General features: G+C 67.2%; 19 protein-coding genes and 7 tRNA genes. 15 read left to right on the forward strand and 11 right to left on the reverse strand.

Annotated features, from left to right (window positions below; translation table 11 throughout):
- Positions 1–566: 566 nt before the first annotated feature.
- The 5 genes from DCO49_RS10485 to DCO49_RS10505 all read left to right on the forward strand — a co-directional run bounded on the left by DCO49_RS10485 (position 567) and on the right by DCO49_RS10505 (position 6,506).
- Entirely contained in the window at positions 567–782 is a 216-nt protein-coding gene (locus DCO49_RS10485; protein WP_025879252.1) for a hypothetical protein, read from the forward strand.
- A 189-nt stretch (positions 783–971) separates the two neighbouring features.
- Positions 972–3,365, forward strand: a complete 2,394-nt coding sequence (locus DCO49_RS10490; protein ID WP_116863984.1) for a Tex family protein — start codon at positions 972–974, stop codon at positions 3,363–3,365.
- Between the two features lie 207 nt (positions 3,366–3,572).
- Positions 3,573–5,756, forward strand: coding sequence for a PAS domain-containing protein (locus DCO49_RS10495; protein WP_116863985.1), 2,184 nt, complete (start codon positions 3,573–3,575; stop codon positions 5,754–5,756).
- 94 nt (positions 5,757–5,850) lie between these two features.
- Complete coding sequence (locus DCO49_RS10500) at positions 5,851–6,072, forward strand: hypothetical protein (RefSeq protein ID WP_116863986.1); 222 nt, start codon at positions 5,851–5,853, stop codon at positions 6,070–6,072.
- Positions 6,073–6,134: 62 nt separating this feature from the next.
- Positions 6,135–6,506: a hypothetical protein gene (locus DCO49_RS10505; RefSeq protein ID WP_116863987.1), complete on the forward strand. Its 372-nt coding sequence runs from the start codon at positions 6,135–6,137 to the stop codon at positions 6,504–6,506.
- Positions 6,507–6,508: 2 nt separating this feature from the next.
- On the opposite strand, the gene DCO49_RS10510 is transcribed toward DCO49_RS10505, so the two are convergent.
- Entirely contained in the window at positions 6,509–7,597 is a 1,089-nt protein-coding gene (locus DCO49_RS10510; RefSeq protein ID WP_116863988.1) for a DUF5694 domain-containing protein, read from the reverse strand.
- 165 nt (positions 7,598–7,762) lie between these two features.
- Between DCO49_RS10510 and DCO49_RS10515 the strand changes: the two genes are divergently transcribed.
- The 3 genes from DCO49_RS10515 to DCO49_RS10525 all read left to right on the forward strand — a co-directional run bounded on the left by DCO49_RS10515 (position 7,763) and on the right by DCO49_RS10525 (position 10,573).
- Positions 7,763–8,038, forward strand: coding sequence for a hypothetical protein (locus DCO49_RS10515; RefSeq protein ID WP_116863989.1), 276 nt, complete (start codon positions 7,763–7,765; stop codon positions 8,036–8,038).
- 15 nt (positions 8,039–8,053) lie between these two features.
- Positions 8,054–8,464 carry a GNAT family N-acetyltransferase gene (locus DCO49_RS10520; protein ID WP_165835713.1) on the forward strand — a complete coding sequence of 137 codons (411 nt, stop codon included), beginning with the start codon at positions 8,054–8,056 and terminating at the stop codon, positions 8,462–8,464.
- Between the two features lie 270 nt (positions 8,465–8,734).
- Positions 8,735–10,573 carry a methyl-accepting chemotaxis protein gene (locus tag DCO49_RS10525; protein WP_116863991.1) on the forward strand — a complete coding sequence of 613 codons (1,839 nt, stop codon included), beginning with the start codon at positions 8,735–8,737 and terminating at the stop codon, positions 10,571–10,573.
- A 62-nt stretch (positions 10,574–10,635) separates the two neighbouring features.
- On the opposite strand, the gene DCO49_RS10530 is transcribed toward DCO49_RS10525, so the two are convergent.
- Positions 10,636–10,721, reverse strand: a tRNA-Leu gene (locus DCO49_RS10530).
- 136 nt (positions 10,722–10,857) lie between these two features.
- Between DCO49_RS10530 and DCO49_RS10535 the strand changes: the two genes are divergently transcribed.
- Positions 10,858–11,238 carry a response regulator gene (locus tag DCO49_RS10535; protein WP_116863992.1) on the forward strand — a complete coding sequence of 127 codons (381 nt, stop codon included), beginning with the start codon at positions 10,858–10,860 and terminating at the stop codon, positions 11,236–11,238.
- Between the two features lie 15 nt (positions 11,239–11,253).
- Here the strand turns inward: DCO49_RS10535 and DCO49_RS10540 are convergent, their stop codons facing one another.
- On the reverse strand, positions 11,254–12,210 hold the full coding sequence (locus DCO49_RS10540) for an SOS response-associated peptidase family protein (RefSeq protein ID WP_116863993.1): 957 nt from the start codon (positions 12,208–12,210) through the stop codon (positions 11,254–11,256).
- 76 nt (positions 12,211–12,286) lie between these two features.
- Here DCO49_RS10540 and DCO49_RS10545 point away from each other — a divergent pair, with 76 nt between their 5' ends.
- A complete protein-coding gene (locus tag DCO49_RS10545; protein ID WP_116863994.1) occupies positions 12,287–12,703 on the forward strand; it encodes a GNAT family N-acetyltransferase in 417 nt (138 codons plus the stop codon).
- A 60-nt stretch (positions 12,704–12,763) separates the two neighbouring features.
- Here DCO49_RS10545 and DCO49_RS10550 read toward each other — a convergent pair.
- The 8 genes from DCO49_RS10550 to DCO49_RS10585 form a co-directional block, all read right to left on the reverse strand.
- Positions 12,764–12,839: transfer RNA gene (locus tag DCO49_RS10550), tRNA-Glu, on the reverse strand.
- Positions 12,840–12,885: 46 nt separating this feature from the next.
- Positions 12,886–12,961, reverse strand: a tRNA-Ala gene (locus DCO49_RS10555).
- A 47-nt stretch (positions 12,962–13,008) separates the two neighbouring features.
- Positions 13,009–13,084: transfer RNA gene (locus DCO49_RS10560), tRNA-Glu, on the reverse strand.
- A 49-nt stretch (positions 13,085–13,133) separates the two neighbouring features.
- A tRNA-Ala gene (locus DCO49_RS10565) sits at positions 13,134–13,209 on the reverse strand.
- A gap of 183 nt (positions 13,210–13,392) precedes the next feature.
- Positions 13,393–13,468 (reverse strand) — tRNA-Glu (locus DCO49_RS10570).
- 55 nt (positions 13,469–13,523) lie between these two features.
- A tRNA-Ala gene (locus tag DCO49_RS10575) sits at positions 13,524–13,599 on the reverse strand.
- Positions 13,600–13,688: 89 nt separating this feature from the next.
- A complete protein-coding gene (locus DCO49_RS10580; protein ID WP_116863995.1) occupies positions 13,689–16,058 on the reverse strand; it encodes a heavy metal translocating P-type ATPase in 2,370 nt (789 codons plus the stop codon).
- Positions 16,055–16,453, reverse strand: coding sequence for a heavy metal-responsive transcriptional regulator (locus DCO49_RS10585; RefSeq protein WP_116863996.1), 399 nt, complete (start codon positions 16,451–16,453; stop codon positions 16,055–16,057). The genes DCO49_RS10580 and DCO49_RS10585 overlap by 4 nt, the downstream gene beginning before the upstream one ends.
- Positions 16,454–16,633: 180 nt before the next feature.
- Here DCO49_RS10585 and DCO49_RS10590 point away from each other — a divergent pair, with 180 nt between their 5' ends.
- The 5 genes from DCO49_RS10590 to adiC all read left to right on the forward strand — a co-directional run bounded on the left by DCO49_RS10590 (position 16,634) and on the right by adiC (position 22,813).
- Complete coding sequence (locus DCO49_RS10590) at positions 16,634–17,701, forward strand: helix-turn-helix domain-containing protein (RefSeq protein ID WP_243402711.1); 1,068 nt, start codon at positions 16,634–16,636, stop codon at positions 17,699–17,701.
- An 84-nt stretch (positions 17,702–17,785) separates the two neighbouring features.
- Positions 17,786–18,589: a TlpA disulfide reductase family protein gene (locus DCO49_RS10595; protein WP_116863997.1), complete on the forward strand. Its 804-nt coding sequence runs from the start codon at positions 17,786–17,788 to the stop codon at positions 18,587–18,589.
- 30 nt (positions 18,590–18,619) lie between these two features.
- The gene (gene dsbG / locus DCO49_RS10600) at positions 18,620–19,459 is read left to right on the forward strand and encodes a thiol:disulfide interchange protein DsbG (protein ID WP_116863998.1); all 840 of its coding nucleotides are present in this window, start codon (positions 18,620–18,622) and stop codon (positions 19,457–19,459) included.
- 511 nt (positions 19,460–19,970) lie between these two features.
- Positions 19,971–21,383 carry a DcaP family trimeric outer membrane transporter gene (locus DCO49_RS10605; protein WP_116863999.1) on the forward strand — a complete coding sequence of 471 codons (1,413 nt, stop codon included), beginning with the start codon at positions 19,971–19,973 and terminating at the stop codon, positions 21,381–21,383.
- A 77-nt stretch (positions 21,384–21,460) separates the two neighbouring features.
- On the forward strand, positions 21,461–22,813 hold the full coding sequence (gene adiC / locus DCO49_RS10610; RefSeq protein WP_116864000.1) for an arginine/agmatine antiporter: 1,353 nt from the start codon (positions 21,461–21,463) through the stop codon (positions 22,811–22,813).
- Positions 22,814–22,817: the final 4 nt, after the last annotated feature.

The raw sequence follows: 22,817 nt of genomic DNA on the forward strand, positions 1-22,817 counted from the left end.
GGTTGCTTGTGTAGAGCCGAGCCCGCGCACGGCTTGCCGTTGCCCCTCGAAAGGCAGCCGAGCATGGGCTATGCCGGTCGTCCTGACCGGCACCCTTCGGGCCGTCGCCATGGGCGACGTTGGCAGCGGCTCCTGCCGCTGCCATCGGCTCTACAGGAAGCAAAGAGCGGTCGGCCAGGCTGCTTTGCTTTTGATCTTCTTTTTCTTTTCCGTGGGTGGCGGACGCCGCAGCCATCTGGATGCCGCAGCCAAGTCCCCTGGGACGGGTTCACGGCGTCCCCCGCGAACCCGACCCGACCGCCCAGCGTGACGGTTTTGCGATTGATCGACCCAGTTCCGCCACGCACGAGGGGGCTGCGCCGTTGGCTGGAAACCCCGTTTGTTAGTCATAGGTTAAAGATCCGTAAGCGTTCTGCAGTGATCGGGCAGTCATCTGCATGCAACCGATCGTCATTAGCCTCCGTGACGTCCCAGTCAGCTTGGTCGCGGTAAGCTCTACCCCGATGAGCTCGCAAGTACCGCTCATCGTGTGCAGTACGCAGTAGCAATTTGGAGGAAGACATCACATGGCAATTGTTCTCTATGTCGGTGGTAGCAAGGATGGCGAGAAGGGCGTGGTGCCCTACGGCTTCAGCAAATCCCGCGCCGACACCGCGCTGGGGCCGGAGTTCTACACCGAGCGGTTCATGGAACTGCAGGGTGTCGGCAAAGTCCGGTTGATGGCCCTGGAAAGCCTGCGCGACGACATCGTCATGCAGCGCGCCGCCCGCCACTACCGTTGACCCCGTAACACGCGGCAGGGCGCGCCCATCATCGCGCGCCCGCGCCGGCATCCCAGCCCCCCTCGCCAGGATGCCGGCGTCCCGACCGGCCGCCGGAGGCTGAATCCCGCCCCCTGTCAACGCCTTGTCCCGCTTGGTCGTGGGTTGCCAGAATGGGGCCTTCCCGTAATGCGGCCCAGACCTGAAGCAATGCACGACGCCAAGAACGCCCAGAGCGCGCTCGCCCAGCAGATCGCCCAGACCATCGCCAACGAGATCGGTGCCCAGTCCGCCCAGGTGCGTGCCGCCGTCGGCCTGCTCGACGAGGGCGCCAGCGTTCCGTTCATCGCCCGCTACCGCAAGGAAGTCACCGGTGGTCTGGACGACACCCAGCTGCGCAACCTGGAAACCCGCCTGACCTACCTGCGCGAGCTGGAAGACCGCCGCGCCGCCGTGCTGGCCAGCATCGGCGAACAGGGCAAGCTGAGCGACGAACTGCGCAACGACATCCTCGCCGCCGATACCAAGAGCCGCCTGGAAGATCTGTACCTGCCGTACAAGCCCAAGCGCCGCACCCGCGCGCAGATCGCCCGCGAGGCCGGGCTGGAGCCGCTGGCCGATGGCCTGCTGGGCGACCCGACGCAGGATCCGCAGGTATTCGCGGCCACCTTCGTCGACACCGACAAGGGCGTGGCCGATACCAAGGCCGCGCTGGAAGGCGCCCGCGCGATCCTGATGGAGCGCTGGGGCGAAGATGCCGCGCTGGTCGGCGAACTGCGCACCTGGCTGGGCGAGGGCGGCGTGATCCGCGCCCGCGTGGCCGAGGGCAAGGAAAACGAAGGCGCCAAATACCGCGATTATTTCGAACACGCCGAGTCGCTGGCGAAGATTCCCTCGCACCGCCTGCTGGCGCTGTTCCGCGCGCGCCGCGAAGAGATCCTGTTCCTGGAACTGGACCCGGGCAGCGATGCCGAGGCTGGCCACCAGTACGCCGAAGGGCGCGTGGCGCGCAAGGCCGGCATCGCCGACCAGGGCCGCGCCGCCGATAGCTGGCTGCTCGATGCCTGCCGCCTGACCTGGCGCGGCAAGCTGCACACGCACCTGCTGCTGGACCTGTTCAACCAGGCGCGCGAGAAGGCCGAGGCCGATGCGATCGCCGTGTTCGGCGACAACCTCAAGGATCTGCTGCTGGCCGCGCCGGCCGGGCCGAAGACCGTGCTCGGCCTCGATCCGGGCATCCGCACCGGCTGCAAGATCGCCGTGGTCGATGCCACCGGCAAGCTGGTGGCGACCGAGACCATCTACCCGCACGAGCCGCGCCGGCAGTGGGATCAGTCGCTGCAGACGATCAAGCAGCTGTGTGCGAAGCACAACGTCGAGCTGATCGCGATCGGCAACGGCACCGCCAGCCGCGAGACCGACAAGCTGGCCGGTGAGGCGATCAAGGCCGCCGGCAACCCGAAGCTGCAGAAGGTGGTGGTCAGCGAAGCCGGTGCTTCGGTGTACTCGGCGTCCGAATTCGCGGCCAAGGAGTTCCCCAGCCTGGACGTGTCGCTGCGTGGCGCGGTGTCGATCGCCCGCCGCCTGCAGGACCCGCTGGCCGAACTGGTCAAGATCGAACCGAAGGCGATCGGCGTCGGCCAGTACCAGCACGACGTGGACCAGTACCGCCTGGCGCGGGCACTGGATGCGCGCGTGGAGGACTGCGTGAACGCCGTCGGCGTGTACGTCAATACCGCCTCGGCCGCGTTGCTGTCGCGCGTGTCCGGCCTGTCGTCGACGGTGGCCGAGAACATCGTGCGCCATCGCGATGACAACGGCCCGTTCAAGCGCCGCAAGGATCTGTTGAAGGTTGCGCGGCTTGGCGATAAGACGTTCGAGCAGTGCGCCGGCTTCCTGCGCATCGCCGATGGCGACCAGCCGCTGGATGCCTCGGCCGTGCACCCGGAAGCCTATCCGGTGGTCGAGCGCATCGTCGCCAGTACCGCGCGCCCGATCAAGGCGCTGATCGGTGATGGCAGCTTCCTCCGAGGCCTGAAGGCCGAACAGTTCACCGACGCGACCTTCGGCGTGCCGACCGTGCGCGACATCCTCAAGGAACTGGAAAAGCCGGGCCGCGATCCGCGTCCGGAGTTCAAGGCTGCGCGCTTCGCCGAGGGCGTCGAGGACATCAAGGACCTGCGCGAAGGCATGGTGCTGGAAGGCGTGGTCAGCAACGTGGCGGCCTTCGGTGCGTTCGTCGACATCGGCGTGCACCAGGACGGACTCATCCACATCTCCGCGCTGTCGGACACTTTCGTCAAGGACCCGCGCGACGTGGTCAAGGCCGGCGACATCGTCAAGGTGAAGGTGCTGGAGGTGGACGTGCCGCGCAAGCGCATCGCCCTGACCCGGCGCCTGGACGACACCCCCGGCCAGGCCACCAGCCGGCCCGGCCAGCGCGAGGAGCGTGGGCAGGGGCAGGGGCAGGGGCCGCGCCGCGATGCAGACGGTCCGAACCGTGGCCAGAACCGCGGGCAGGGCAATGGCGGCCGTCCGGCGCAGTCGGCGCCACCGGCCAACAATGCCCTGGCCGACGCCTTCGCCCGCGCCAGGCGCAGCTGAGTCCGGCACCCCTCCAGGCGCTCGCCTGCGAGGGGGGGACTTGTCGAGGTTCCCCCGCAGTGCGCACACTTGCGCCCAAGGGGGCCATCGGGCCGTCCCGTCGTCGCCGGGGAGGGCCGTGGCGCCAATCGTTCCCGCCAGCTTCCATCAGGGTTGCAGCCTTGCGCTGCGGCCCGCGCGCGCCTGCGCGCAGGGCAGGGAGAGCTGATGGGCGGCCCCGGCAACAACGAAGGCAACCTGGTCGAGCGGCGCCTGGTGGAGCTGGCCGAAGACCGCCGCCGCCTGGCGATGATCATCGAAGGCACCGCAGCGGGCACCTGGGAGTGGAACGTGCAGACCGGCCAGATGCGCATCAACGCGCGCTGGGCCGAAATCGTCGGCTATCGCCAGGAAGAACTGGAACCGGTGAACCAGGATACGTTCCAGGCGCTGGTGCATCCTGATGACCTGGCCCGTTCCGATGCCGCGCTGGAGGAGCACTTCCGCGGGCACACCGACCACTATGCGTGCCTGCTGCGCATGCGCCACAAGGACGGCCGCTGGATCTGGATCCACGACCGCGGGCGCGTGTTCGAGCGGGACGGTCAGGGCCGCCCGGTGTGGATGGCCGGCGCCCACGATGATGTGACCGAGCTGCAGCAGGCCCGGCAGGACGCAGCGGAAATGCGCCAGCGGCTGCAGGCGCTGGTTGATGCATCCGACGAAGTGGCGGTGATGGCTACCGACCCGCAGGGCATGATCACCCTGTTCAACAGCGGCGCCGAGCGCCTGCTGGGCTATACGGCCGATGACGTGGTGGGCCGGGTCGACCCGGGCGTTTTCCACGAGCCCGACGAGATCGCCGTCTTCCTGGCACCGCTGGCCGATGCCGAAGGGCGCCTGCCGACCGTCTTCCAGGCCCTGGCCGCGCAGGCCCAGGGCCGCACGTTCTCACGGCAGTGGACCTTCCTGCGCAAGGATGGCCAGCGCCGCCAGGTGCGGCTTTCGATCAGCCGCATGGACGGTGCCGACGGCCAGTGCATCGGTTACGTCGGCATGGCCATCGACATCACCGAGATGCAGCAGGCGCGTGCCGACGCGCGTCTGGCCGCGGAAAAGTTCGCCGGTGCGTTCACCTCGGCGGCGCTGGGCATGGCCCTGGTCTCGCTGGAAGGGCGCTGGCTGGACGTCAACAATGCGCTGTGCCGGATCCTGGGCTACCCGCGCGAAGAGCTGCTGCAGGTGGATTTCCAGCGTCTGACCCATCCGGCCGACCTGCAGACCGATCTGGCGCTGGTGCAGGACCTGCTGGCCGGCCGGCGCAACTACTACCACCTGGAAAAGCGTTACCTCAACCGCGATGGCAACACCATCTGGGCGCGCCTGTCGGTCTCGCTGGTGCGCAACGAGCGCGGCGAGCCGCTGCATTTCGTGTCGCAGATCCAGGACGTCACCGCCCAGCGCAGCAGCGAGCAGCGCCTGTACGAAACCGAGCAGCGCAGCCGCATCACCCTGGATGCGGTGGCCGACCTGGTGCTGAGCGTGACCCTGGAAGGACGTATCGAGTACGCCAACGCTGCGGCCGTGCGCATCCTGGCGGGTGACAACGCGCTGGCCCTGGCCGGCCACAACGTACAGGACGTGCTGTCGCTGACCACCGAATACGCGCCCGGCTCGGTGCTGGATGTGGCCGTGCTGCTGGATCCGGACAGCAACGCGGTGGACCTGCATGCCGACCTGCTGATGCGGCTGGGCGCGGCCACGGTGCCGGTGGACCTGACCCGCGCCTGGCTGCGCGATGACGAAGGCCAGGTGCGTGGCGCGGTGTGGGTGCTGCGCGACGATACCCAGCAGCGCGCCCGCCAGCGCGAGGCACGCCACCTGGCCGAGATCGATCCGCTGACCGAGCTGGGCAACCGCCGCGGCTTCGAGGCGCACCTGCAGCAGGCGATCACCCGCGTCGAGCGCACCGGCCAGGCGGCCTCGCTGATGTTCATCGACCTGGACCGTTTCAAGCCGGTCAACGATACCTGGGGTCACCTGGCCGGCGATGCCGTGCTGTGGGCGGTGGCCAGCGTGCTGCGTCATGGCGTGCGCGATTCGGACATCGTGGCGCGGCTGGGCGGCGACGAATTCGCGGTCATCCTGCCCGGCTGTGGCCCGCGCCGGGCCGCGCGCATCGGCCGCGAACTGCTGCAGACCCTGGCCGCGCTGTCCATTCCGTGGGATACGGCACGGCTGCGGATCGGCGCCAGCATCGGCATCGCGCCGCTGGAGGCGGGCATGACGGTGGACGAGGCGGTGGCGTCGGCCGACGCCCAGTGTTACCGGGCCAAGGCCATGGGCCGCAACAACGTGCAGGTGCAGGGCGAGCTGGGCGAACTGCCCGGCGAGGACAACGACGCGGGCTGAACCGGTGCGTATCGCACGAGGATTGATGGCGTCTCAATCTGTGAGAGGGCGGGGCGGAACAATCGCCCCATCGCTACCTCGACAGGGAGTTGCCATGAGCCGTTGGAACACACAGATCGTCGGCGCCTACGCGCCCGCCTGCATTGGCTGGCTGCTGGCGCTGGCCGGTGGCCTGCGCCTGGAGCAGCTTCGCCTCGATCCCTTGGCACAGGCGCTGGTGCCGGTCCTGCAGTGGGGCGTGGCCAGCGCACTGCTGGCCACCCTGGGCTGCATCATCGGCGCCAGCGCAGTGCTGTGGCGTAATGGGCGCCGCTGACCACGCATCTGTAGAGTCGGGCCATGTTCGACTGTTTTCCTCTACGAATGACGAGGTCACCGATGTTTGCCTGGGACGAAACCGCGTTTCTTGAATTGTTCGGCGTCGTACCGCGGGTGGACACGTCCGAGGGTATCGACGTGCTGGTCGCCCATGCACAGGGCAGCGTGAAGCTGCAGCTTGGCTTCAATGCGCTCACCGGCGATGTACGCGTGCAGGTATTCGCAGCAGGGCAGGGCGAACCGCTGTTCGACGGTCGCCTGGCATCCAGTCCGGGCGCTCGCGTCGTCCGCAATGCGGGGGCCGAGTTCGTGGAGATCGGTGGTGCCGGCAGCTGGCCGCATGCGCGTGGCTACGACATGCAGCAGCCCTTGGAGCATGGGCTGCGCGTGTACGTCTCGCCCGCGCTGATGGTCAACACGTTCGGTCCGTAGCGTCAGCGCAGTACCGGCTCCACATCCACCAGCTGCACGTCATGCATCTGGTCGAGGTAGGCCTCGTAGTACCACTTGTGTGACGCACCGACGATGGCCAGCATGCGCGTGCCCGGGTACCGGCCCAGCACGTCGCGGATGTTGGCGACCATGCGCAGGTTGCGGGTTTCCCAGTAGCCCACGTAGTTGCGGCCAAAGCCCTCCGGTGACGGCTCGACCAGGGCGGCGCCGAAATCGCTGTCGTAGACGCTCTGTGCGGTCTCCGGGGAGTTCTCGTGGCGATAGAGCGCCAGCAGTCCGCCCGGCTGGGTCACATTGTCCTCAAAGGGGGCGGAGGCGGCGCTGCGCGCTTTGCCGGCGGGGTTGTCCCAGGCGCCGCGGATGGCCTTGGCGAACGCTTTCTGCTGTTCCTCGGGCGTATCCGTATCGGCGGTGTGGTCATCCACAGACCACAGCCGCTCCAGCCCCAGCCGTGCGGCCAGTTGGGCGGCGACCAGGTTCACCTCGTCCTTGCGCAGCACGCGTGCGTCGAGGAAGGCGACCAGTTCCGGGGTCAGGCTGTCGGACGCGCGGCGTTCGCTGCTGGGCAGGCGCAGCCACTGCACGATGGCCGAACCGCGTTCGCCGGCGGCCAGGGCCACCGCAGCCAGCCGGCGCCGCTGTGCCGGCGTGGCGTCCTTGGGCCATGTGGCGAGCAGACGCTCCATTTCGGCATTGGCGCCGGGTACATCCAGTCCGGTCGCCGCCTCGGCCGGTGCGGTGTCGACGCAGTAGCTACTCACGCTGTCGGCATAGCGGGCCGGGCTGCGGCGCATGAAGTCGCACTGCAGGCCGGAGACGTTCTCCACTGCGATGGCCGTGGGCTGCCACGCCTGCAGGCGCTCCAGCAGCGGTTCCAGCATCGCCGGCTGGAACGCGTCGGGCAGGGTGGAAAGATGCGGGCTGCCCAGAACCAGGACGTCATTCAAGCGGCCGGCGGGTGGTCCCTTGTGCTCGCCAGGATGGAAGGCGGAGCGGTAGGGCGCATCGGCGGCGCCGGCGGCGGCACTGCACAGGCTCAACAGCAGAACACAGGCACGACGTTTGAACATGGGCTTCTCCCTGCAATGGATGCATCCGTGATGACGATGATCCTGCACGCAGCGCCGCGCAAAGGAATCCCCCGTTGGTCATTGCAACCTTCCGGCCGCTGCCTGCATCGCAGCCAGGCGTGGCATGGGCCACAATGGACGTTGCAACCTGGAACGAACGACGACATGGACGCTGCACTCCCCATCGTGACGATCGCCGCACTGTTCGGTGCGATCATCGGCTTTGTCGGGCCGCTGGGCTGGCGCTGGCAGCTGCTGCGGCTGTCGCCGGTGTTGCTGCTGCCGCTTGCCCTGCATGTCCTGCAGACCACGCCGTGGTTCTTTGGCGGCGGCGGCAACTGGGTGACTGCGGCACTGCTGGTCTGGGTGGGCAGTCTCGGTTATCTGCCGGCGGTGCTGGCCATCGCCGTGCTGCGCTGGATGATGTGGCGGCAACGCTGACCGCGGAGGAACATGATGCTGGTAAGGGCAGGCACTCTGGACGAAGCCCTGCAGGTGCTGCAGGGCGTGGGTGAGCTGGGCCAGGGGTGCACGCATGCCACCTACATGCAACGCCTGGCCGGCCGTCGCCACCTGGTGCTGGTGGCCGAGCAGGGCGGTGAGCTGGTCGGCTTCAAGGTCGGCTATGCGCTGGACCGCCGGCGTTTCTACAGCTGGGTCGGCGGCATCCATCCGGCACATCGCCGCCAGGGCATCGCCCAGGCCCTGCTGGAAACCCAGCAGCGCTGGGCTGCCGCGCAGGGCTACGACAGTATCGAGGTGAAGACCTCGCAGGCCTTCCCGCAGATGGTGGCCTTGCTGGAGCGCAACGGCTACCAGCCCCAGGGCGAGGCCGAGGGCAAGCTGCTATATCGCCGGGTGCTGTGAAGACGCGGGAACTGCAAATGACCCTAAAGGCCGCGACCTTCCGGCCGATAACCTGACTGGATCCCGCTCCTGTCCCTCGCTGCTGGACTCCAGGCTGCCCCGACGGGCGGTCCGTGCTGTGTGTACCGCCTTCCGCAGTCCGCAGTCCAGAGCTTTACGCACACAACGAACAAGGACGCTTCCCCGCGCGTCTGCAAGTCCAGGCAATTGATGGCCCCGCCGGGCACCCGCCCGCCGGATTGCATTTCATTGGACTCCGAGGAACCCACGATGCTGATGCCAGGCTTCACGGCGGGTGAGCAGACACCGGCCGACCCGCACTCCCGTTTTTCGCCCTGGCGCGTGATGCTGGGCGCGCTGGGCGGTCATCGCACCTCCACCGAGCTGTCCGCGCAGGATCACCGCCAGGATGAGCTGGCCGCGCAGGTGGCTGCGCTGCATCGCGTGCAGGCGGTCATCGAATTCGCGCTGGACGGCACCATCCTGCAGGCCAACGACAACTTCCTGCAGGCGGTGAGCTACCGCCTGGACGAGATCCAGGGCCAGCATCATTCCCTGTTCGTCGATCCCGAACATGCACGCAGCGCGGAGTACCGCGAGTTCTGGGCGCGGCTGGCGCGCGGCGAGTTCGACGCCGGCCAGTACCGGCGCTTCGGCAAGGGTGGGCGCGAGATCTGGATCCAAGCCTCGTACAACCCGGTGCTGGATCGCCAGGGGCGGCCGTACAAAGTGGTGAAGTTCGCCACCGACATTACGGCGCAGAAGCTGCAGGCCGCCGATTCGGCAGGCCAGCTGGCGGCGATCGACAAGTCGCAGGCGGTCATCGAGTTCAGCCTGGATGGACGCATCCTGTCGGCCAACGCCAACTTCCTGGCTGCCACCGGCTACACGCTGGACGAGGTCCGCGGCCAGCACCATTCCCTGTTCGTCGAACCCGACCACCGTGGGAGTGCCGAGTACCGGCAGTTCTGGGAAAAGCTTGGCCGCGGCGAGTACGACGCCGGGCAGTACCGGCGGCTGGGCAAGGGCGGGCGCGAGGTCTGGATCCAGGCGTCTTACAACCCGATCCTCGACATGAACGGCCGCCCGTTCAAGGTGGTGAAGTACGCGACCGACATCACTGCCCAGGTGCACGAGAACCAGGCCACCCAGCGCGCCGTCGCGCAGACCCGCGAAGTGGTGGCGGCGGCAAAACAGGGCGATCTGACCCACCACGTGGACATGACCGACAAGCGCGGCCCCATCGCCGAGCTGTGCGAGGGCGTCAATGCGCTGGTGGAGGCGATGGCCGGCATCCTCGGCCAGATCAAGTTGGCCGCCGACACCATTGCGGTGGGCGCGAGCGAGATCGCGCAGGGCAACAGCGATCTGTCCCAGCGCACCGAGCAGCAGGCGGCCTCGCTGGAAGAAACGGCGGTGTCGATGAAGGGCCTGGCCGACACCGTGCAGCGCACTGCCACCAACGCACGCCAGGCCAGCGAACTGGCCGGCGGCGCGGCGGACGTGGCCGCGCGCGGCGGCACCGTGGTACATGAAGTGGTCTCGACCATGGCGGTGATCAACGCCTCCTCGCGCCGCATCGTCGACATCATCGGGGTGATCGACGGCATTGCGTTCCAGACCAACATCCTCGCGTTGAACGCGGCGGTGGAAGCGGCACGCGCGGGCCAGCATGGTCGTGGTTTCGCCGTGGTGGCCACCGAGATCCGCGAGCTGTCGCAGCGTTCGGCCAGCGCGGCCAAGGAGATCAAGCAGCTCATCGACGCATCGGTGGCCAATGTCGGCGCCGGCACCGCGCAGGTGGAAAGCGCCGGGCGCACCATGGATGAGATCGTGCGCGACGTACGCCGTGTCAGTGATCTGATGACCCAGATCAGCACGGCGGCCCAGCAGCAGAGCGATGACATCCAGCAGATGAACCAGGCCGTCGACCTGATCGACCAGGGCACGCAGCAGAACGCGGCACTGGTGGAAGAGGCCTCGGCGGCGGCACGCAGCATGGAGGAACAGTCCGCGCAGCTGCTGCAGACGGTGGCCGGGTTCCGGGTTGATGTGGGGCAGGGTAGTGCGACGGCACTGCGCACGCCGATGCTGCGGGTGGTCCCCTGAAGCCGGGGGATGAGCCTTCAGATACGCAAAAGGCCAGATCGATGACCTGGCCTTTTGTTCAATGGTGCCGGTGAAAGGACTCGAACCTTCATGGGGTTACCCCCGGCTGATTTTGAGTCAGCTGCGTATACCATTCCGCCACACCGGCAGCAGCGGGCTAGTGTAACCGAGCCCGGCGGACCTTCATAGAGGCCTGTTCGGACAGGGCCAGAAGCCCGCCGTCCTGCCGGCAATGGCTGGCTGATGGCTATACTGGATCGGCTTAACAGGTGGGGGGAGGCCCCATGGCGGCGTTGCAGGATCTGCGCGTGTTGGTGGTCGAAAACGACGAAATGAGTGCGGCCCTGCTGCAGATGCAGCTGGTGCAGGCCGGCGCCGTGGTCGTCGGCCTGGCGGCGACGGTTGCTGATTCGCTGCGCCTGCTGCAGGAAACCTCGCCGGACGTGGCACTGCTGGACTACCGGCTGGCCCGAAACGAAACCAGTGAGCCGGTCGCCGCGGCGCTCGCTGCAGCGGGCGTGCCCTTCGTGCTGGCCACCGGCATGACCGCCGAGCAGCTGCCTGCATCGATGCGCGACGGCGTGCTGCTGGTGAAACCCTATCTGTCGGTGGATCTGTCGCAGGCCCTGCTGCGCGCGGTCGGCCGTACCGGCGCGCGGGCCTGAGCGCAGTCTTCCGGCTCAGGCCGCTTCTTCGTAGACGTAACGCAGATCCTCGCGGTCATCGAGGATGGCGTACTGCGTGGCCAGCTGGTCCGGATCGGGATTGAGCCAGGCGTCCAGGTGTTCGCGACGGATCGGTACCACGCCGCGGTCATGGCCGGCGGCAGCCACGTCGGCCGGCGGTGCGTCGGTGATCGCAGCGAAGGACAGCAGGCGCCCCTCCGGTCCTTCCCATTCGGCCCACAGGCAGGCCAGCAACAGGTCGCGCGGTGGGTCGGGGCGGAATTCCAGGACCACGTCCTGTTCCTTTTCATCGGCACCCAGGCTGCGACCGGCGATGGCGTGGCGCGGCACATGCTCGTAGAACGCACTGACCACCACCACGCCATGGCGCAGGCCGAAGGCGCCGCGCCAGTAGCCTTCCAGGCTGTCGCGGCGCGCGTTGTAGGTGCCCGGGTACAGCACGTCGTTGCGTGCGGGCTTGTCCGGCAGGCGGCACTGGTAGCGCATCGGCTTGATGACCCGCTGTCCGTTCTCGCTGACCATCACCGGTGCGTACGTGCCGGGAAAGATGCGGTTGTCGCGCGGCAGCAGCTGCACGCGGTGCAGGTCGTCCAGGCGGGCCTGTGCGCGCTCGATGCGGTTGCTGGCCACGCGCAGGTCGTTGCGTGCCTTCTGCGTGGGCCGCGTGGCCAGGGTGGCGTTGGCGGTGTCGCGCCGTTCGCCCTGCTTCAGCAGTTCGGTCTGCAGCGTCTGCTGCTCCTCGGCATGCCATTGCTGGATCTTCGCCACGATGTCGCGGCCCTCTTCGGTGCGTGCGCCGGCAAAACCATCGTCCATGGCCTTGGGTGTCTTCGGCCGCTTCTTGCCGGGATCGTGTGCGTACAGCTCGGCGAATTCTTCCAGCGACAGGACGGCGCCGTACTCACGGACGAGCTTGGCGTAGTCGGCGCGGATCAGGGCGGAATAGCACATGGGCGTTCTATGGGCGAAGGTCGCAGCGGCTGCGACGAGACTGCGGCAGGATAGCCCGACACCCGGGAGATGACGCATGAACGATTCGACGACCTGCCAGTTCCGCGATGGCGTGCCGACCGTTGAGGATTACTGCCAGCTGCGCCTGCTGGCGGGGCTGAGCGCCAAGACCGCCGAGGCAGCCATCCGCGCGCTGCCCAATACCCTGTTCGGGGTCTGCGCGTATCAGGGCAGCGAACTGGTGGCGATGGGGCGGATCGTCGGCGATGGTGGCTGCCACCTGCAGGTGTGCGATATCGCTGTCGTGCCCCGGTTGCAGGGGCAGGGCCTGGGCAAGGAGGTGATGCGGCGGCTGGACGCCTGGATGCAGGCAACGCTGCCGCCTTCGGCCTATGTGAGCCTGCTGGCCGATGGTGAGGCACACCGCCTGTATGCCCAGTTCGGGTTTGCACCGACCGCGCCGGCCTCGATCGGGATGTGCCGGCGGTTCTGAACGGAATGCCTGGATCGCAGGCAAAGAAAAACCCCGGCCGAGGCCGGGGTCTTCAAGAATTGGCGTCCCCACGGGGATTCGAACCCCGGTCGCCACCGTGAAAGGGTGATGTCCTAGGCCTCTAGACGATGGGGACGCACGAAAACTTCAAGTTGTAGATCTTCGACGGCCTAATGTCGAAGTGGTGGAGCCAAGCGGGATCGAACCGCTGACCTCCTGCATGCCATGCAGGCGCTCTCCCAGCTGAGCTATGGCCCCATGAAACTCCGGATTGTCCTGCATGGGAGCAGGCTCCGTTTTGAAACTGGCGTCCCCACGGGGATTCGAACCCCGGTCGCCACCGTGAAAGGGTGATGTCCTAGGCCTCTAGACGATGGGGACGCACGAAAAACTTTAAGTTGTAGAACCTTCGACGGCCTAATGTCGAAAGTGGTGGAGCCAAGCGGGATCGAACCGCTGACCTCCTGCATGCCATGCAGGCGCTCTCCCAGCTGAGCTATGGCCCCGTGTTACCGAGCCGCCTATCTTACCAACGTATTCACCTTTGTGGAAGCTTTTTTTCGCTTTCTTTGTTGTGGTTCACCAGGGCCACGAGGGCAGGGGAACCGCAACGCCACAACCTGAACGCCGGTAGGCGGTGAACAAAAAAGACCCGGTTATCGGCCGGGTCCTCGTTGTTCGTGATGAGTTGGCGTCCCCACGGGGATTCGAACCCCGGTCGCCACCGTGAAAGGGTGATGTCCTAGGCCTCTAGACGATGGGGACGCAGATCTCATCAATGTTCCTTTGCGACTCTTCCGACGGCCTAATGCCGGAAGATTGGTGGAGCCAAGCGGGATCGAACCGCTGACCTCCTGCATGCCATGCAGGCGCTCTCCCAGCTGAGCTATGGCCCCACGTCGCTGAGGAGCGAAATAATAGCTGTGCCCCCGGGGGTTGGCAAGCGTTTGTTGCACTTTTCTTCACGTCCGTTGCGAGGTCGATGTCAGCCGCCCGGCAGACGCTGCGCGCGCAGGCGCAACGCGTTGCTGATGACCGATACTGAACTGAGGCTCATCGCCACCGCAGCGAGCATCGGCGACAACGAAATGCCCCAAGGCACCAGCACGCCGGCCGCGACCGGAATGCCCAGCCCGTTGTAGAGGAAGGCGAAGCCGAGGTTCTGCCGCATGTTGCGCACGGCCGCACGCGACAACTGGCGCGCACGCAGGATGCCACGCAGATCGCCCTTCACCAGCGTGATCTGTGCGCTGGACATCGCCACGTCGGTGCCGGTGCCCATGGCGATGCCGACGTTGGCGCTGGCCAGTGCAGGGGCATCGTTGATGCCGTCGCCGGCCATCGCCACGACGCGACCCTGTGCCTGCAGCTGCTGCACCAGTGCGGTCTTGTCGGCGGGGCGGCTTTCGCCGTGTACCTCGTCCAGGCCCAGGGTGGACGCAACGGCCTGCGCGGTCAGCAGGCCATCGCCGGAGGCCATGATGATGCGCAGCCCATCGCGGTGCAGCGCGGCGATCGCTTCGGCGGTGGTCGACTTGATCGGATCAGCCACTGACAACAGGCCTGCAAGCTGCCCGTCCACCGCCAGGTACATCACGCTGGCACCACGACGGCGCAACGCATCGGCCTGTTCCTGCACGGCGGCCACCTGTACCGATTGCCCGGCCATCAGCGCGGTGTTGCCCAGCCACATCGCGCGGCCGTCCACGCGGCCCCGCACGCCCAGGCCGGTGATCGAATCGAAATCCTCCACCGCCAGCAATGGCAGTCCACGCGTGCGTGCAGCGGTGACGATGGCTTCAGCCAGCGGATGCTCGCTGCCCTGGTCCAGGCTGGCCGCCCACTGCAGCACCTGGGTGTCTTCGAACCCCGCGCCGGCATGCACGGCATCGAACGCCGGGCGGCCCTCGGTGAGCGTGCCGGTCTTGTCGATCACCAGCGTATCGACCTTGCCGAGTGCTTCGATGGCTTCGGCATCGCGGAACAGCACGCCATGCTGCGCGGCGCGGCCGGTGGCGACCATGATCGACATCGGCGTGGCCAGCCCCAGCGCACACGGACAGGCGATGATCAGCACCGCCACCGCGCTCAGCACGCCATGCGTCCATGACGGCTCCGGTCCGAACAGGCCCCAGCCGAACAGCGCCAGCGCGGCCACGGCCAGTACCGCCAGCACGAACCAGTACGCCACCTTGTCCGCCATGCGCTGCATCGGCGCGCGCGAACGCTGCGCCTGCGCCACCAGCTGCACGATCTGCGCCAGCATGCTGTCATCGCCCACGCGTTCGGCTTCGATCACCAGTGCGCCGGAACCATTCAGGGCCGCGCCGATCACGCTGTCGCCAGCCTGCTTGGTCACCGGTACCGGTTCGCCGGTCAGCATCGATTCGTCCAGTGAGGAGCGGCCCTCCAGCACGCGGCCGTCCACCGGCACTTTTTCGCCGGGGCGCACACGCAGGCGGTCGCCTGCCTTCACCAGCGCCAGTTCGACGTCATGCTCGCTGCCATCGGCGTCGATGCGCCGCGCGGTCTTCGGAGCCAGGCCCAGCAGGGCCTTGATCGCTGCCGAGGTCTTGGCCCGCGCACTCAGCTCCATCAACTGGCCGAGCAGGGTGAGCGAGATGATCACCGCCGCCGCTTCGAAGTACACGCCGACGTGGCCGTGCTGCTGGAACGAGGGCGGGAACACGCCCGGTGCAACCGTGGCCACCACGCTGTAGCCGTAGGCGGCGATGACGCCGGTACCGATCAGCGTCCACATGTTGGGGCTGCGGTTGCCGATCGACTGCGCCCAGCGTTCGAGGAACGGCCAGCCGGCCCACAACACCACCGGCGTAGCCAGCGCGCCCTCGATCCACACCCGCAGCGTCGGCGACAGCGCATGCAGCAGCGGCGTCATCGCCAGCATCGCCAGCGCCATCGTCGCCACGCTCAGCGGCAGCGACACCCAGAAGCGGCGGCGGAAGTCGGCCAGTTCCGGATTCTCGCCTTCGTCCAGGCTGGGCATCATCGGTTCCAGCGCCATGCCGCAGATCGGACAGGTGCCGGGGCCTTCCTGCACGACTTCCGGGTCCATCGGGCAGGTGTAGAGCGTGCCCGCGGGGACCTCGGGGGCGATGTATGACGACGGAGCGAGGTAACGCTGCGGATCGGCGATGAATTTCTGCCGACAGCCACCACTGCAGAAGTGGTAGTCCTGGCCCTGGTGATGGGCGTGATGCGCGGTGCTGGCCGGGTCCACTTCCATTTCGCAGACCGGGTCCTTCACCGTGGCTGGCGCGTTCTTCGCGCTGCCACAGCAGCCGCCTGCAGTGGGCGACGGGCCGTGGCCGTGGTGGGAATGTCCTGTGCTCATGCGTTGTCCTCGGTCAGCGCGGCGAGGATGGGGCACTGTTCCAGCGCACCATGGCCGGGGCAGGCGTCCACCAGCTGTGCCAGTGCGGCCTGCATGCGCTGCAGTTCGGCCATCCGTTGCTCGATGTCGAGCAGGCGGGCCTGTGCCGTATCGCGCACGCTGGCCATGTCCTGCTGGTGGCGGTCGCTCAGTGCCAGCAGCTCGGCGATCTCCTCCAGGCTGAAGCCCAGCGCCTTGGCCCGGCGGATGAACCGCAGCCGGCGCAGGTCCTGTTCGCCGAAGATGCGGTAGCCGCCGGCAGAGCGCGCCGCGGTGGGCAGCAGCTGCTGGCGTTCGTAGTAGCGGACGGTGTCGATCGGCACCCCGGCCTCGCGGGCCAGCTGTCCAATATTCATGGCGCACTCCTGGTGGATGCCGCCATTGTCAACCCTGGAGTCTGGTCAAGAGTCAAGGGTCTGTGGGTTTTCCCCATTCAGCGCACTTTGCAACTTTCTTCATAGCCCTGCCGTTGCGGCACTTCCTACCCTTCGCCTGAACCGGCCGCTCGACGGCCTGAACGAATGGAGGAGGGGAGTGTGGAGGGACTGAACAACGAGGTTTTCGTCGAGGTTGCCGTGGTGGAGTATCCGGGGGGAGATCCGTCTGCAGCTTCGGTATTGGCTGAAATGGCCCATGTGGCCAATCGCCTGGCCCAGCAGCAGCGGCGCCCCAGTGCCCGCGTGCTGGTCACCCGCTGGATCGTGCCGGCCAGCAACCGCGGTGTGAACCGCATCGCCGGTGCGGAAATGCTGGATGCGGCGATTCCTGCCGTGATCGCCCTGCCGGGCCAGGTCAGCCCGGTGGTCTCGGTGCGCGCCGAGGAAGTCCTGCTGGACTGGCTGCGTGCGCATTACGACGGCGGCAGCCTGTTGGCTGCGGCGGCCGACGGCGTCGGCGTGCTGGCACGGGCGGGTCTGTTGGCCGGGCGCACCGTGTCGGGCCCGGATCTGCGGCGCCATCCGGGCCTGCAGGGCCAGGCCGCCAGCTGGGCCCCGAGTGAGCGTGCGCTGGTCGATGATGGCGACCTGCTCACCGTGGCCGGCCCACAGGCATGGCGCTATCTGGGCCTGCGTCTGCTGTATCGCCTGCACGGCCAGGGTGTGGCCAGCGCGGTCGCGCAGCAGCTGGGCATAGTCGTGCCGGCGGGCGTGCAGCAGGACCTGGAGCGGTTCAGTGCCAACTTCGCCCACGGTGACCGTGATGTGCTCAAGGCCCAGCGCTGGTTGCACACCACGTCTGCACGCGGGGCGACGCTGCCGGCCATCTGCGAGGTCTCCGGCCTTGAGCCGAGGACGCTGCAGCGCCGCTTCCTGAAAGCCACCGGGCTGCGCCCCATCGAGTATTGCCAGCGGTTGCGCGTGGCCAAGGCGCAGACCCTGCTGCAGCAGGGCGCCAGCATCGACGAGGTGGCCTGGGGCGTGGGTTATGCAGACCAGAGCGCGTTCCGTCGCCTGTTCCTGCGCATCGTTGGCATGACGCCGGCCAACTACCGGCGGCACGTGAACTGCAAGCGGCGTGAGCGCGCCTTGCCGGCACCGGCGGCGATGGCATCGCGGGCCGTGCCGGTGGTACCGGTTGCGGACTCGCGGCTGGACGCGGCCTGACAACCACGGGCAGAACGCCGCGCTTGCAACGCGGGCGCGGCGCTCCGACCATGCAGGACTCGGGAATGTGGTGCAGGTGATGTAATGGCAAGTGTGGGGCCGGTGCCGATGCCGGTAGTGGTAATCCTGATCTGTCTGCTGCTGGCGATGGGCATCGCGCGGCTCTGGCCGGCGCGCCAGCCCATGCCGCCGCGGCCTTCGGGCGCGGGCCAGGTGCTGGACATGCTGCTGGTCGGCCTGCTCTGCGGCCGTGTGTCCTTCATTGCCGCCAATTTCGCCTTCTATCGTGACGCGCCTTGGAGCATGTTGCAGATTGCCGATGGCGGCTACCACGTGGTGGTAGTGCTGGCTGCCGCGCTGGGATGGGGTGTCTGGCGCCTGCGTCGCCATCCTTCGCTGCGTGTTCCGGTGCTGTGCAGCGCACTCGCCGGAGCCCTGCTATGGGGCGTGGGCAGCTATGGTCTGTCGCAGTGGCAGGCCAGCACGCTGTCCCTGCCGGCGGTGCAGGTGGTGGATCTGCAGGGGCGGTCGCTGGACCTGGAACGATTCCGTGGCAAGCCCGTGGTGCTGAATCTCTGGGCCAGCTGGTGTAGTCCATGCCGGCGCGAAATGCCGGTTCTGGCCCGTGCGCAGCAGTCCCACCCTGAGCTGCAGTTCGTCTTTCTTAACCAAGGCGAAGGCCAGGAAGTGGTGCAGCAGTTCCTGGCCGCAGAACGGCTTGCACTGCGCGATGTCCTGCTGGACGAACCTGCGTCGGCCTCCACCGCGCTGGGCGTGCGCGCCTATCCCTCGACCCTGTTCTTCGATGCGCAGGGGCGCCTGCAGGATCTGCACCTCGGTGAGCTGACCCATGCCGGTCTTGAACACAAACTGCGCAGGCTGCGGTAGCCTGCGCGGGCATTTCCCTTTGGAGTTCCCATGCTGTTGATTTCCCTGCGCACCGCGCCTGCGGTGCTGATCCTGCCGATGCTGCTGGCCATGACCGCCTGCAGCCAGGCACAGACGCCGCCAGCCAAGACGCCCGCCGGTACCACTGCGGCGGCCCCTGCGGCAGGCAAGGGCGAGCGCCCCGCGGTCCTGAAGGGTATCGAGAAGCACGGCTTCGAGGTCGTTTCCGAATTTGATGCGCCGGGCGGCCTGCGCGGCTTTGCCGGCGTGGTCGGTGGCCAGCAGCCGGCGGCGGCGTATGTCACCGCGGATGGCAAGCATGTGCTGGTCGGCAGCCTGTTCGATGCCGAGGGCAACGACGTGGCCGCCGAGGCGGTGGAGAAGCTGGTGTCCGCGCCGATGTCGGCCAAGATGTGGTCCAAGCTGGAAGCCAGCGCATGGGTGCGTGACGGCAAGGCCGACGCACCGCGGATCGTCTACACCTTCAGTGACGCAAACTGCCCGTATTGCCACAAGTTCTGGGATGCGGCCCGTCCCTGGGTGGATGCAGGCAAGGTGCAGCTGCGTCACATCATGGTCGGTGTGATCCGTGAAGACAGCCCGGCCAAGGCCGCGGCCATCCTGTCCGCCCGCGATCCCAGTGCCGCGCTGCTCGAGAACGAACACCAGTTCGACCGAGGTGGCATCAAGGCGCTGCCGAGCATCAGCCGCGATGTCGCTGGCAAGCTCGACGCCAACCAGGTGCTGATGGTGGAAATGGGCTTCCAGGGTACGCCGGGCATCCTGTTCCAGAATGCCGAGGGCAGTGTCGAGCGCCGTGCCGGCCTGCCGCAGGGCGACGACCTGCTGAAGGTGCTGGGTCCGCGCTGACCGCGCCGCTCACCCGTGATCAACAGCAGGCCCGCATGGCAACGTGCGGGCCTGCTGCATTCTGCGACAGGGCGGCGGGATACGGCTGCGCAGTAAGTGGTGCGGCGTCACTTATGAATAGTGACTGAGATCAAGCATCGTAAGTTGATCGCAATCAAGGCTGAAAGCGACAGGTTCGCTAGCCTCGACGCATGCATTCCAGCGTCAACACGACAGGGACAGCGTCACGGATCTGCCTGGAACAGGTGATGCATGCCGCGTCATTCACGACACCCTCACTTCGGGCTTGTTACCCAGACGCCTGCGGTCGCCACCTCGCTGGCAGCGCAGCCGCAGTCGACCCACCCACGGAAAACACGGGGCGATGTCATCGTCCTGTTGCCTGCAGCATGCAGGCTGCCTGCGGGCATCGACGCAGTACTCCGCAACCCAGCAACGGCAGGTCGCTGTCGGGAACGCGCAGGCGTCCCGCCTGGCAGTGTCTGGCAGGTGTTCGTCCATGGAGGATGCAATGCGCTTGGCAGGACTGAGTCTGGCATGCATGGCGGCGATGGCGGCAACGCCGGCCCATGCTGAGGAGGAGGACGCGCAGGCTCTGCGGCGCGAGATCGTGACCCTACGCCGGGAACTGGAAGGCATGCAGCAGCGCCTGGACCGCCTCGAACAGCGCGAAGCCCTTGCCAATGCGGCGACGACAGCATCCGCTGCCCCGCCAGCCACGACCGCTGTGCTGCATCCCACCCAGGTGCCCGGCGTGGCATCGCCGGTGCTGCCACAGCGTGAATCGGTGGCCGACCCCTCCACTGCAGCGTCGCGCCCGGACAGCGCTGCGGGCCCGACCGATCCTGACCTGAAAGGCTTCTTCGCCATCCCTGGCACGGACACCGTCATCCGCATCGGTGGCTACGCCAAGCTCGATGCCATCGCCGATTCACGCGCGGCCGGCGACGAGGACCAGTTCATCCCTTCGTCGATACCCGTGGGCGGCAGCCACCGCGATGTGTCCAACTTCAACATCCACGCCAAGCAGACCCGCTTCAGCTTCGAGGCGCGGCGGCCGACCACGCACGGCAACCTGCGCTTCTACCTGGAAAATGACTTCTTCGGCAGCAGTGACGGCTACCAGTTCCGCCTGCGCCATGCCTATGGCCAGCTCGGCAATACCTATGCCGGTTACGGCTATTCCAGCTTCATGGACGCCGACAGCCTGCCCGACACCCTGGACTTTGCCGGGCCGGGCGGCGCGGGCTATCTGCTGGTGGCCGGCATCCACCACAGCTTCACGATGGGCATGGGCAATACGCTGACACTGGCCGCCGAGGATCCGGACACCGAACTGGCCGGGGCCAGCGAGACGCGGGCGGCCGCCAACCGTCTGCCCGACGTCAGCGTTACCGCCCGCATGGAACGCGACTGGGGCCATCTGCAACTGGGGGCGGTGGCCCGCAGCCTGGCCTATGACGGTGAGGGCGAGCGCGACCGGCGCATGGGCGGGGGCCTGCAGCTCAGCGGCTCGGCGGCGGTGGGCGAGCGCGATCTGCTGCTGTTCGGTGCGCTGGGCGGGCGCGGCCTCAGCCGCTACACCGCCGACCTGACCGGTTCCGGGCTGGATGCGGTGGTCGATGCCAACGGGCGACTCGATGCGCTGGACCTGCACGGCGGCTTCGTCGGCTACACCCACTACTGGTCGCAGCTGTGGCGCTCGAACCTGATCTTCGGCCAGCTGACCCTGGAGCGGAACAGCGCACTGGCCGCCGAGGCGTTCCGCGAAAGCCGCTACGGCGTTTTCAACCTGATCTGGAGCCCGGCACCGTCGTGGACGATGGGCATGGAGCTGCTTTACGGACGCCTGGAACAGCAGGGCGGCGCGCGCGGCGACACGGTCCGGGTACAGGGCAGCCTGCAATACAACTTCATCAGATAGCCGCCAGCGGTCGACGCCAGCGCAGCCAGTCCCCATGCCCGGTGCTGCCGGGCCAATGCCAGCTTCAGGAGAGTGTCATGGCAGAAGCAAAGAAAATCGGGGTGGTCGGAGCCACCTTCCTCGTCGCCGGCAACATGATGGGCTCCGGTGTATTCCTGCTGCCCTCCAGCCTGGCCAAGATCGGCACCGCCTCCATCTGGGGCTGGCTGATCACCACGGCTGGCGCGCTGCTGCTGGCGTTCGTATTCGCCAAACTGGGCAAGTTGGCGCCCAAGGCCGGCGGCCCGTATGCGTATGCGCGTGACTGGTTCGGGCCCTACATGGGCTTCCAGACCAACACCATCTATTGGTTCGCCAACTGGATCGGCAATGTCGCCATCCCGATCGCCGCCGTGGGCTACTTCAGCTATTTCTTCCCGATCCTGTCCGAACCTTTGGTGCGCTGCATCGCGGTGCTGGCGCTGGTATGGGCGCTGAGCTTCGCCAACGTGATCGGCCCGGCCTTCGTGACGCGGGTGCAGACGGTCACCACCAGTTTCGCGCTGGTACCGATCCTGGGCATCGCGATCTTCGGCTGGTTCTTCTTCGATGCGGACATCTTCAAGGGCGCCTACAACGTGTCGGGTGAGTCGAACTTCGGTGCGATCTCCAGCGCGGCGGCACTGACGCTGTGGGCCTTCATCGGCGTCGAGTCGGCCTCGGTGACCGCGGGCGTGGTCGAGAACCCGGAAAAGAACGTGGCCCGCGCCACGCTGGCCGGCGTGTTCCTGGCGGCCATCGCCTACATCGCCAGTTCCTCGGTGATCATGGGCATGGTGCCGAATGCGGAACTGCAGCTGTCCGATGCCCCGTTCGCGCTGGCGGCAGCCAAGGCCGTGGGCGGGTGGGGCGGGGCGCTGGTCAGCCTGTGCGCCTTCGTTGGCGCGGCCGGTTCACTGGGTGGCTGGATCCTGCTGACCGCACAGAGCGCGAAGGCCGCCTCCGATGATGGCCTGTTCCCCAGCATCTTCAGCAAGACCAACAAGGACGACGTGCCGGTCAAGGGCGTGCTGATCGTGGCGATGCTGATGACCCTGGCGGTGCTCGTCACCTCGACCTCGGAAACCGCATCGGCGCAGTTCGATGTGATCACCTCGGCTGCCGTGGTGCTGACCCTGCTGCCGTACATCTATTCGTGCGTGGCCTGCTACTTCGTGGTCGAGCGCTCGCACACCCTGGTGCACACCGGTGCGTTCTGGACCTTGACCAGCCTGACCGTCGTGTACTGCCTGTGGGCGATCTACGGTTCGTCGGGAAGCATCGTGCAGTACGCCTTCCTGTTCGTGCTGTTCATCACCGTGTTCTATCCCTTCTTCAGCGAGGAGCGTCGCCAGCAGCGGCAGCGCGCTCGTGAGGCATCGGCCATCGGCGCCGGCACCCAGCGTTCCTGAGTTC

Source organism: Stenotrophomonas sp. SPM, assembly GCF_003105135.1.
Lineage (GTDB): Bacteria > Pseudomonadota > Gammaproteobacteria > Xanthomonadales > Xanthomonadaceae > Stenotrophomonas.